We start from the raw sequence: 12,455 nt of genomic DNA, 5'->3' as shown, positions 1-12,455 counted from the left end.
CATATGATTTAAACTTAAACCCTTACAAAATGATGAAAACATTTATCTCCATTATAATGGTGATCTGGGCATACTGTGCCATGGCACAAAACCCCATCGTCTACCTGAAGTACGATGAAGCCAGTGGAACTCAAACGGCGTTGGATGAGGCAGGAGGATTGAGTTTTCAAGTTGCGAATACGTTTAATAAACCAGAGCGAGTCTCTGGTGTCACCGGCAAGGCGCTAAGAACCGATGGGTTCTCAACCTGGGCCAGCCGGGATTTGACCACCAATTTTGGTGGTACTATGACCGTGGAGACATGGATCAGTCTGGAAAGTTATCCGTCTGATCACGAAGTGCCCTATGGTAATCTTACCCCATCGGCTATCATCAGTCAGGTGCAGGGAGATCAGGGCTATCAGATCGGGATCAATACATTTGGTGTGTATTGGTTTTCGGTGAATGTTAATGGCCTCAAATATACCTGCCAGGCACCAAACCCATTTCCGCTCTATGAGTGGGTACATGTGGCAGGTGTAGTAGATGCAGGTGCCAGCGTGATGAGGCTGTATCTCAACGGACAGGAAGTAGCTTCGGCATCCATACCCAACGGAGGCACCATACAGGAAGCTTCTGCTCCCCTGATCATTGGTAAAAGCAATGTGGATACCTACAGCGGGATTTTCCTGATCAATGCACTTAATGCAGCGATAGACGAAACCAAAATATATGACATTGCGAAATCCGGAGCCGCTATTTCTTCCGAGTATCAGGCCTTAGTTGTCAATATCCCCACATCGGGTTTTGAGTCGCTGGCGGTACCATCCAGTCGATTTGTAAACGATGTTCAGCGGCCTGTATATCATGCCATGCCAGCTGCCAACTGGACCAACGAACCCCACGGAATGGTGGAGTACAATGGACAATATCACCTGTTTTATCAGCGCACACCGAATGGTCCATTCAAAACCATGATGCACTGGGGACATATGATCAGCAGTGATTTTGTAAACTGGGAGCATGAGAAAGATGCCCTTTGGCCTACTTTGGAGTGGTCATCTACTTCAGGCTATGACATGAAAGGTATCTGGTCTGGTGATGTAGTGGTGGACAATGGAACTGCCCATGCCTTTTATACCAATGTGAATCATTCCGGGCCTTACAATCCGGGGATTTCGCATGCCACCAGTAGCAATGGTCGATTAGAGAACTGGACAAAGCTTGGCCCAGTGATTGACCGAGAAGTAGTGGCAGATTTCAGAGATCCTTACTTGTGGAAAGAAGGTACGACATGGCACATGATCATTGGAGCAAAACTCACCAGTGGAAGAGGTGGACTAGAGTACTACACTTCTTCAGATTTGAACAACTGGACACGTCAATCTCAGTTTACTACATTGGATTACAATCAGGTAGCCCCGGCCCAGTCTCTGTGGGAAATGCCTGTATTTGAAAGTATAGGAAATGGCAAACACATACTAATAGTCAATCCGATTCCCGGACCAGGTCACACCCGGGCGGTATACTGGACCGGTGTTTGGTCTGGAGGGCTTTTCACGCCTGACTACACTCAGCCTAAAAATCTGGACGTGATTCATGGGCACCTTTCTCCTACAGTGGCCAGAAACACCAACGGCCAGTTGGTGGGTATGGGGATCGTGGATGAGCGATGGGATTCACAGGCTCAGCTGGATGCTGGCTGGTGCCATACGTTTAGCCTTCCGCGCGTTTACACCCTGCTGGCAGATGGGCAGACATTAGGACAAAGTCCGGCTCCAGAGCTGCAAACATTGCGGATACCAAGCACCGCCATCACCCAAACTAACCTTTCCGTATCTGGTACACAAAAGATACAGGCAAAAGGTCAGGCAATGGAGTTGATCGTGGAACTCAACCCGAATACTGCCGGTGATAAGTATGGAGTGAACTTCCTTGTGTCGGATGATGGGCAGGAGATTACCCGACTGTACTATGATGCAGTGAATAAGCAGGTAGTTCTGGATAAGTTGAATTCTAGTTTATCACCAAGGAGTTTTGAAAGATTAAGCTTTACAGAGGACTATGACGAAACCGCTTTTGGCAAGCCCGAGAAGTTCCATATATTCCTTGACCACTCTGCTATCGATGTGTTTATCAATGGTAAAGCGGCATTCTCCAATAGGATATATCCAACCATGGTTAGCAGTAACGGTGTGGAGCTATATTCTGATGGAGGAACGACTACTTTCACTTCTGTACAGAGCTACTTGCTAGGGGCCGGAGGACAAGGTATTGGTGTGACCAGTGTTTCACTAAACAAGTCAAGCCTTATTTTGCCCCTGACAACCTCTGGTACTTTGACAGCCTCGGTCTCTCCGGCAACCGCTACCAATCAGCAGGTTACCTGGACTACCAGCAACGCTGGGGTAGTGACGGTTGTTGACGGGAAATTAACACCTGTAGCTAAAGGCACAGCTACGATCACGGCGTCCGCAGCAAATGGTCACAGTGCTACATGCGAAGTGACTGTTTCAGATGCACCAACTTATCTGGTGTATGATTTTGAGAGTGGTAATCTTTCAGGCTGGACTGTAGCAGGTGCAGCTTTCGACACTGCAGATGTCACGAGTGACACTGCCTGGTGGGGAGGCCTATTCCAGCATCAGGGTACCTATCACTTGCATGGTTTTAAAGATGGAGGAGATGGACAGGTAGGATCTCTTACTACAAGCAATTTCACATTGGGATCCCATGGCCAAATCGAACTTTTGATAGGTGGAGGAAATGACATCAACAACCTTTTTGTGGGCCTTTATCGTGCCTCTGATGATGCGCTACTTGCGAAAGTGACAGCCAATAACCATGAGACCTATTCCAAAGTGGTCATTGATGGATCTGCCGCACTGGGTACAGTCTGCTACCTCAAAGCGGTGGACAATTCTACCGGAGGATTTGGGCATTTGAACCTTGATGATGTACGGATTCCTATTCAGTCCGGAACACCGATAGCAGCTACAGGCGTTTCGCTCAATCAAACCGCTTTGACTTTGGCACCACAGGCAACCTTCGCTTTAGCGGCTACGGTAAGTCCTTCCAATGCAGCCAATCAATCGGTGACCTGGTCTTCAAGCAACACGGGGGTAGCTACTGTGAGCAGTGCAGGTTTGGTCACTGCTGTGGCCACTGGTCAGGCGGTAGTGACGGTGACTACTGCCGATGGCGGATTCACAGAGCAGGCCACCGTGACGGTGTCTAATCAGGAGTTTCTGATCTATGACTTTGAAAGTGGTGACCTTACTGGTTGGACCATATCTGGTACAGCATTTGTCAATGCGGACGTTACCACGGCAGCAAACTGGGGCTGGGGAGGCCCATTTACACCACAAGGTAGCTATCATCTTTGGGGAGTCAGCTCTGGGAGCGACACAGAGACCGGATCGTTAAGGTCTCAGGATTTTGTGATTGGCGGAGACGGTATTATTACTTTCATGATTGGTGGTGGTTTTGATATCAATACTGTCTACCTCGCTCTGGTGAGAAAGTCTGATGGAGTGGAGTTGATGAAAGCGACCGGAGATGATAACGACAGTGAGAATTATGTCTCCAAACAATTCGATGCTTCGGCTTACATTGGCGTGGAGTGTTATGTCAGACTTGTGGATAATTCTACAGGTGGATGGGGACACATCAACCTGGATAACCTGGTGGTGCCTATTGGCAATAATAATGTGCCAGCTACAGGAGTGTCATTAAATGCCAGCTCGCTTACACTCACCGCCGGGGCCTCAAAGAGTCTGGTAGCAACAGTGACACCTGCGAATTCTACTAACCAAGACATATGTTGGAATTCTTCAAATACTAGTGTGGCCACTGTCAATGACGGGGTAGTCACCGGAGTGTCTGCCGGAACAGCCACAATAACAGCGACTACAATAGATGGTGGATTTACTGCACAGGCTACAGCAACTGTGGTGGCCCAGGATTATCTGGTTTATGATTTTGAGTCTGGAAACCTCAGCGGATGGACGACTACTGGCAGCGCTTTTGTCACAGGTGATGTAACCACTGATGTCAATTGGGGATGGGGAGGCCCATTCAATCAGCAGGGCAGCTATCATTTGTGGTCTGTCAAGTCAGGTGGTGATGCAGATACTGGTACTATGCAGTCTCAGGATTTTATATTGGATGGAAATGGCGTGATCACCTTTATGATCGGTGGAGGATTTGATCTCAATACCCTCTATCTGGCGCTAGTTCGCAAATCTGACGGTGCTGTACTGATGAAAGTCACTGGAGATAATAATGACAGTGAAGCCTATGCCACAAGGCAGTTTAATGCTGTAGACTATGTGGGTACAGAATGTTACCTCAAACTAGTGGACAATTCCACCGGCGGATGGGGGCATATTAACCTGGACAATGTAAGGATTCCGGTAGCCAGCGTGTCTGTGACTGGGGTCGATCTTGACCAGGCTTCTGTGATTTTGACAGAGGGCCACAGTACCACTTTTACAGCTACTGTACTGCCAGTAGGAGCTTCCAATCAGGGAGTAAGTTGGAGTTCGTCCAATACCAATGTGGCCACAGTAGACGCAAATGGTACGGTTACAGCAATAGCTTCGGGGAGTGCTACGATCACGGTCACCACCAACGAAGGAGCTTTCTCTGATCAGGCAAGTGTCACTGTAGAGGCGCAGCAATATCTGGTTTATGACTTTGAGTCGGGCAACCTTTCTGGCTGGACCTCCACAGGAAATGCATTTGTCTCAGCCGATGCTACCAATGCAGTGAACTGGGGATGGGGAGGCCCATTCAATCCACAGGGTACTTATCACTTGTGGTCCGTGCAGTCTGGAAGTGATGCCGATACAGGCACCCTTCAAACCGCCGATTTTACACTGGGTGGAAATGGAATCATTACTTTTTTGATCGGTGGAGGATTTGATTTTAACACCGTCTATCTGGCACTTGTTCGTAAGTCAGATGGTGCCGTACTGATGAAAGCCACTGGTGACAATAACGACAGTGAGGATTACATACAGAAGCAATTTGATGCTTCCGCATTTGTGGGCACCGAGTGCTATCTGAAGTTGGTAGATAATGCTACCGGTGGATGGGGGCATATCAACCTTGATAACCTGATCATCCCTACTGTAGGAAACGCAACAGCGCGAATTACCGAAGAGCTTGAAAAGGTGGAGGAAACGATTGTCTTGAGGGTATATCCAAACCCTGTGACTGATGAGTTGCATTTGGATTTACCTAAGGAGTCGGTATATGAGTTGAGCATTCTGTCTATGGATGGTAGAGAAGTCAGAAATCAAACGCTGACGGGCTCAACACTGGATGTTCGGGCACTGAACCCTGGAATGTACCTGGTGATGGTAACTACGGACAGTCAAAAGCATGTTTTTAGAATAATTAAACGATAAACTATTGAAAGGAGCATAGACTTTAGACATCAGGCGGAGGCAACCCGCGGGTTGAATAAAGTCTATGCGAATTTCATGTGACCCATTAAAATAAACTTATACACATGAAATATAGCACCATTCTATTTGCGATCATTTTTTACGGTTGTGCTTCTACTGTTCAGCAGAAGGAGCCGATCAAACTAAGCGGAGGAGAGGAATACCGACCGGCTTATCATTTCACACCCCCTGCTAAATGGATGAATGATCCAAATGGAATGGTCTATTTTGAAGGAGAGTATCATCTTTTTTATCAGCATTTTCCCGACAGCAATGTTTGGGGGCCTATGCATTGGGGGCATGCCGTCTCTGAGGATATGGTCAACTGGGAGCATCTGCCTATTGCCTTATATCCAGACTCTCTGGGTTATATTTTTAGCGGTAGTGCGGTCATCGATTGGCAAAACACCTCAGGTTTTGGAACCAGGGACAACCCACCAATGGTAGCTATCTATACCTATCATGATCCGGTTGGAGCCGATGCCCGAAGAATTGATTTTCAAACCCAGGGAATCGCATATAGCCTGGATAGGGGAAGAAGTTGGACCAAATATCAACAAAACCCTGTTTTGGACAATCCGGGGATCATAGATTTCAGAGACCCAAAAGTATCATGGAACGAAGAGTTCCAGCAATGGACGATGATCTTAGCAGTGAAAGATCATGTGAATATTTATTCTTCTCCAGACCTAAAAGAATGGAAGTTGGAAAGTGAATTTGGTCAGTCTATTGGGGCCCATGGAGGCGTATGGGAATGCCCAGACCTTTTTCCTTTGACGGACGAAAATGAAACTGAAAAATGGGTGATGCTGGTGAGCATCAATCCGGGAGGGCCACAGGGAGGTTCGGCTACCCAGTATTTTGTGGGCGATTTTGATGGATCTGTATTTACACCTGGTGATTCTACTATCCGATGGGTAGATTATGGAGCGGACAACTACGCCGGAGTGACCTGGTCTGATGTGCCTGAGTCAGATGGGCGTAGGTTGTTTTTGGGATGGATGAGTAACTGGCAGTACGCTGTAGCCGTGCCTACCGATAACTGGAGAAGCGCTATGACCTTACCACGAGAACTGAAGCTGCTCACGATCAATGATCAGCCCATTTTGCAGTCGATGCCAGTAGAGGAACTCGGCGAGCACTTTGAGACATCAAGTTCTATTGATTCGGGTGGTCAGCTCGAATCTGCGGCCTACAAGTTGGAACTGTCCAATATTCCTGAGTCGGGATTGGAGTTGATCTTCGAAAATAACATGGCTGAAAAGCTCACTATTTCTCTGTCTAAAGATGAATTGCTCATTGATAGAACATCATCAGGCCTCTCTGATTTTAATGATTTATTTGCGTCTGTTCATAAAGCACCTTTGCCGGATGTAGAGATAGAAAAGCTTCAGATTTTTATGGATAAATCTTCCATAGAGGTCTTTGTAAATGACGGACTGGTGGTGATGACAGATCTGATGTTTCCCAATGAGGTATATACGTCCATTTCATTTACGGAAGGATTGGATGTGAAAATGTCTTCTTTAAAATCTGATCAGGTAGAACTCTAAAATTTATAAGCAAATGGAAAACACGAAAGTATTGGCCTTTGGAGAAGTATTATGGGATTTCATTGAAGGATATAAACATTTTGGCGGAGCGCCGGTCAATTTCGCAGCACATATGGTGCAGTGTGGTCGAGAGGCGTCTATTGTCACGGCTGTTGGTACAGATAAACTTGGCGATCAGGCCGTGGAGGAGATGATCAAACTCGGCGTGGGTCAGGATTTTGTGCAGCGAAATAGCCACCTCACTGGTCGGGTGATGGTGTTTTTAGAGGAGGGTCAGCCCACCTACCGCATCAGAAATGATGTCGCTTATGACTACATTGAGCAGTCCGGCATAGATACAGCCAAACTGAGCGAATATGGGGCATTTTACTTCGGTACGCTCGCCCAGCGACACCCCGTATCCAAAGCAGCGATGGATTTCATCATGGCCAGAGGATCGTTCAATACCATATTTTATGATGTGAATTTGCGCCGGGATGCCTATGCCAAAGAGGTGATTGAGTCTTCATTTGGCTACTGTACGATAGCCAAGATGAATGATGAAGAGGTGAGGGTGTTGAGCTCATTGCTCTATGAGGCGGAGATGAGTCAGGACGATTTCACGGTTCGGCTTCTTGCGGATTATCCAAACATCGATTTGCTGATTATCACTGGTGGGGGGCAGGGTTGTGTGATCCGCACCCGTAGCGAACACTACAAGGTAAGTGCTAAAATGATGCTGGTAAAAGACAGTGTCGGAGCGGGCGATGCATTTTGTGCGGCCTTTCTGAATACCTATCTAAGGACTAAAGATCCTAGAAAATCGGCACGCATTGGCAATCTGGTGGGTGGTTTTGTGGTGTCTGAAAGTGGTGCCATTCCGATCTATCCGGAGCAGTTCAGGCGGAAGATCGAGATATTGAGTGCGGGTTGAGGGTAGGGATTTAGCTCGGTGCTTACCTATATCTGTGTGAATTCACTAAAGTGGTATATTGGGTAATTCTATTTGATGATTCTGAAAAAATGATATTTTTAATGTTTTTTCAAAATGGGATGACCCATAAATAGCATCTTTGTGACGCCTTAACTATTCAAATTACTTGAAGTATTCTTTTCAGACGATAGTCTTTTTGCTTTCAGTGCTTTTGTTGGCATGCAAACCGCAGGTCAAGGATAAAGAATACCTCGTTGGCTTTTCCCAATGTACCTCGTTTGATAGCTGGAGAAAGACGATGCAATCTGAAATGCAAAGAGAGCTTTCGTTTCATGGAGACATGCATTTGGTGATCAAGGATGCTCAGGGAGACAATGACGCTCAAAACAAGCACATCAATGAACTTGTGGAAATGGGTGTGGATTTGCTGATTATCTCTCCCAATGAGGCAGAGCCGGTGACCCGCAGCGTTGATCAGGCGTATAGGAGCGGTATCCCCGTTATACTGATTGATCGAAAGACCAACTCCAATTTCTACACAGCTTACGTAGGAGCTAATAATTATAAGATTGGCAAAATAGCAGCTACTTACATTGCCAGCCTATTGGATGGGCAGGGAAAAGTGCTGGAAATCAAGGGGTTGAAGGGATCCACACCCTTTATAGAGAGACACAATGGGTTCCGTGACCAGATTAAAACCTTTCCTCGAATAGAGGTGACGGAAATAGAAGGTGAGTGGGGTGGGGAGGAGACTGCCCGAAAGCGTTTTGTTGAACTTGTGGAAGGCGGTAATTCATTTGATCTGGCTTTTGCCCATAATGATATCATGGCTTTTGCTGCCTATGAGAGCTATCGGGAGTTAGCTCCCGGTGGAACACTGGAGATCATCGGAGTGGATGCGCTCTCAGGGCCTGGCGGGGGAATTGATTATGTGACATCAGGCATCTTAAAGGCCTCACTACTGTACCCCACAGGCGGAGATGTAGCCATTCAGATCGCTTCCGATATTTTACATGGCAGACCGTATGATAAAGACAATGAGTTGGTCACTACAGTTATAGATAGTTCAAATGTACATGTGATGCGCATGCAGACCAATAAGATCCTGGCGCATGAGTCGGATATTAATCGACTGGCTGAGAGAATTGACCAGCAAAGGGTGGTCTATAAGAATCAGCAATACATTTTATATGTCATTGCAGTGTTATTTGTGATCAGTGCCTTGTCTTTTGCCTTTACCCTGAAGCTCCTAAGGGAAAGAAGAGAGATTAACAAGAGCTTAAAGAAGAGAAACGAGGAGGTGTCCAGACAAAAATCGGAAGTGATGGAGATGTCCCAGCAGGTGAACAAAGCCAATCAAAGCAAAATACAGTTTTTCGCCAACATCTCTCACGAATTGAAAACACCCCTTACCCTGATCCAGGGGCCTTTGGATGAGCTCCATAGCAGCAATGCCCTCACAGGTTTTATGAAAAAGGATCTGGAGCTTGCTAAGAGAAATGTTAAGCGTCTGACCGGGTTAGTCAACCAGCTGATGGACTTTCAAAAGATAGAAAATGGAAGAATGAAAGTCCGGGCATCAAAGACGGAGCTGGTGGGATTTCTAAAGGAGATTACTGATTCTTTCAGAAATCTGGCTAAGAAGGGTCGGTATACCCTGATATTCGACAGTCCGGAAGACCGGATTGATCTCTGGGTAGATAAAACGATGATCGATAAAGTGTTTTTTAACCTCCTATCTAACGCTTTCAAGTTTACCCCTTCAGGCGGCACCATAAAAGTGATGCTATTGTCAGAGCCTGAAAAAAATGAAGTTGTCATAAAGCTTACCGATACCGGAATGGGTATGAGTAAGGATCAGCGGGCCCGGGCGTTTGATAGGTACTATCAGGGAGATGACTCAAGGGCTGATGGAACAGGATTAGGGCTCGCACTTTCAAGAGAATTGATCGCCATGCATGATGGTTCGATTGAGATTTCGAGTCAGGAGGATGTTGGGACTACTTTTGAAGTAAGGTTGAAAATGGGAGATTCACACTTCAGTGCAGAGCAGTTGAGTAGCGATGGGGATCAGTGGGTCAATGACCATGAGATCGAAGAGGGTTTTGGTTATGAAGAAGGAGAGGAGGATTCTACTTCTGATCATGAGTTTACCATTTTGATTATTGAGGACAATCAAGAGCTGGCTGCGTTTTTGAGACGGAAACTGGCCGAATCTTACAAGGTGCTATGGGCTAAAGATGGGGAAGCTGGTGTAACACTTGCCAAAGAGCAAATTCCTGATTTGATTCTGAGTGATTTGATGCTGCCCAAGCTGGGGGGGCGTGATATCCTGGCCAAGATGAAATCTGATGTTCGTACTGCTCACATCCCCTTTATCATCATGACGGCCAGTAGTTCTGAGGAGGAGCGGGTAGAGGGTGTGAGAGAGGGTGCCGATGATTACATCACTAAACCATTTAGTTTCAGGTTCTTGTCGGAGCGAATCAAAACCACATTGGCCAATAGGGCGAAATTACGTGAGCATTACCTTCACGAAATACCTTCAGATCAGTCTCAGCGGAGTGAGGGTAAGCTCAACAAGAAGTTTGTCAATGACTTCACTGCGGTGGTTGAGCAAAACATTGCCGATCAGTCACTCGATGTAAATGTGATTTGCGAATCGCTGGGGCTTTCCCGAATTCAACTCTACAGAAAAGTGAAAGCTATGCTCGGCTACAGTGTAAATGATTATATCACTACTGTGCGTTTAAAAAAGGCTAAATACCTCCTAAGTACTACAGATAAAAGCATTGGTGAAATATGCTATGAGGTTGGCTTTTCATCCCCATCTTATTTTTCGTCTACTTTCAAGTCAAAATTTGATATCTCGCCGAGCGAATACCGTCAAAATCGGGTAAACTCTTAAAAATCCCCTCACTTTTCTCCGGAATCTATTAACCTCTTGTGGGTGTCTATGTCCCATTCATGACAAGATCGTTCTTGACTTAGGCGGTTTTTGATACAAATTCTAAAATTTGATACAAAAACTAAATAGCCGAATTATGATTTGGATAATTTAAATCACCTTAAAAGTCGCTTTAATGAGCTTTTTTCAAATAAATCTATTTGTGTTAACGAATTTGTAATTTGTTGAAACATTTCTGACATCCGGCAGGATACTCATCTCATAACTTGCTAGCATGAAAGTTTTTGAGAAGAACGATGTACGTATCCTCACCTATGCTATAGTAGTTGCTCTGGGCGGATTTCTCTTTGGGTTTGATACAGCTGTGATATCGGGAGCTGAGCAGGAAGTTCAGCGCATCTGGGGGTTAACTGCTATTCAGCATGGCTTTACAGTCTCTATAGCATTAATAGGTACCGTGATAGGTGCTTTGTTCGGTGGTATACCCTCAGAGCGGCTGGGCCGTAAGTATTCATTGTTTTGGATTGCCGTGCTGTATTGGATTTCGGCGGTTGGCTCGGCATTGGCGACTGACTGGAACCTCTTTTTGTTTTTTAGATTTATTGGTGGAATAGGTGTGGGTGTAAGTTCGGTGACGGCCCCCCTGTATATCTCAGAGATCGCTCCCGCCAGATCGAGGGGGAAGTTGGTGGCGCTCTTCCAGTTCAATATCGTTTTTGGCATACTGATCGCCTATTTATCTAACTACGGGTTAGCAGATATGGGTGAAATGGCCTGGCGATGGATGCTGGGGGTAGAAGCGATTCCGGCTCTGATATTCCTGTTTGCGGTGCTTTTTGTTCCGAAAAGTCCGCGTTGGCTAATCGTGAAGCAAGGCAAGGTGGACGAGGCGCGGGATATTTTACTATCCATTCGCGACCACAGGCTGGTAGAGGCTGAGATCAATTCCATATTAAATTCATCAGTAGGTAAAGAGGAAAGACAATCGCTTTGGAATACTAAGTATAAGACCCAAATTTTTCTGGTCGTGTGTTTTGCGTTTTTCAATCAGCTCTCGGGTATCAATGCCATCATTTACTACGCTCCTCGAATATTTGAGATGGCCGAAATGGGCAAGTCTGGCTCCTTGATTTCCACGATCGGGATTGGGGTGGTTAACTTCTGCTTTACGCTACTGGCTCTGGCATTTATTGATCGGTTTGGGAGGCGCTTTCTTATGCTCGTAGGGTCTTTCGGCCTTATCATCACATTGGGCTTAATATCCTGGTCGTTCCACATCAGAGATTTTGGGAGTATTTCTATCTATTTCTTTATTTATATCGCCTTTTTTGCATTCTCTCAAGGGGCCGTTATCTGGGTGTTCATTTCAGAGATATTCCCCAATCAGGTGCGTGCGGCGGGTCAGGCTTTAGGCAGCTTTACTCATTGGATACTTGCAGCAGCAGTGGCGCTGATCTTTCCATACATCACCAGACAAATAGGGCCATCTAATACCTTCTTGATTTTCACTTCAATGATGATACTCCAATTATTATTTGTTTGGAAGGCCATGCCTGAAACCAAAGGAAAATCACTTGAAGAAATAGAAGCAGGAGACGAAGCAGTAGCAGGTTTATCTGCACAACATTCATTAAACCTTAATAACTAAA

Annotated in this window: 5 protein-coding genes; all 5 read left to right on the top strand. The window is 46.0% G+C overall.

Annotated elements, in window-relative coordinates; genetic code table 11:
• Positions 1-29 precede the first annotated feature (29 nt).
• The 5 genes from RIH33_RS05090 (at position 30) to RIH33_RS05070 (ending at position 12,454) form a co-directional block, all read left to right on the top strand.
• Positions 30-5,393 carry an Ig-like domain-containing protein gene (locus tag RIH33_RS05090; RefSeq protein WP_406650831.1) on the top strand — a complete coding sequence of 1,788 codons (5,364 nt, stop codon included), beginning with the start codon at positions 30-32 and terminating at the stop codon, positions 5,391-5,393.
• A 104-nt stretch (positions 5,394-5,497) separates the two neighbouring features.
• Positions 5,498-6,985 carry a glycoside hydrolase family 32 protein gene (locus RIH33_RS05085; protein WP_406650832.1) on the top strand — a complete coding sequence of 496 codons (1,488 nt, stop codon included), beginning with the start codon at positions 5,498-5,500 and terminating at the stop codon, positions 6,983-6,985.
• A gap of 13 nt (positions 6,986-6,998) precedes the next feature.
• Positions 6,999-7,898, top strand: coding sequence for a PfkB family carbohydrate kinase (locus RIH33_RS05080; RefSeq protein WP_406650833.1), 900 nt, complete (start codon positions 6,999-7,001; stop codon positions 7,896-7,898).
• A gap of 166 nt (positions 7,899-8,064) precedes the next feature.
• Positions 8,065-10,806: a substrate-binding domain-containing protein gene (locus RIH33_RS05075; RefSeq protein ID WP_406650834.1), complete on the top strand. Its 2,742-nt coding sequence runs from the start codon at positions 8,065-8,067 to the stop codon at positions 10,804-10,806.
• Positions 10,807-11,080: 274 nt separating this feature from the next.
• Positions 11,081-12,454, top strand: a complete 1,374-nt coding sequence (locus RIH33_RS05070) for a sugar porter family MFS transporter (RefSeq protein WP_406650835.1) — start codon at positions 11,081-11,083, stop codon at positions 12,452-12,454.
• Position 12,455 lies beyond the last annotated feature (1 nt).

Origin of the sequence: Marinoscillum sp., assembly GCF_040222955.1 — a bacterium.
GTDB lineage: Bacteria > Bacteroidota > Bacteroidia > Cytophagales > Cyclobacteriaceae > Marinoscillum.
The sequence above is the reverse complement of the archived record's forward strand: the minus strand, read 5'-3'. Positions and strand labels throughout refer to the sequence as shown.

Excerpts from the sequence above, each read along its gene's own strand:
- RIH33_RS05090 (WP_406650831.1), top strand. The coding sequence starts at position 30 with ATGATGAAAACATTTATCTCCATTATAATGGTGATCTGGGCATACTGT.
- RIH33_RS05080 (WP_406650833.1), top strand. The coding sequence starts at position 6,999 with ATGGAAAACACGAAAGTATTGGCCTTTGGAGAAGTATTATGGGATTTC.
- RIH33_RS05070 (WP_406650835.1), top strand. The coding sequence starts at position 11,081 with ATGAAAGTTTTTGAGAAGAACGATGTACGTATCCTCACCTATGCTATA.
- RIH33_RS05085 (WP_406650832.1), top strand. The coding sequence starts at position 5,498 with ATGAAATATAGCACCATTCTATTTGCGATCATTTTTTACGGTTGTGCT.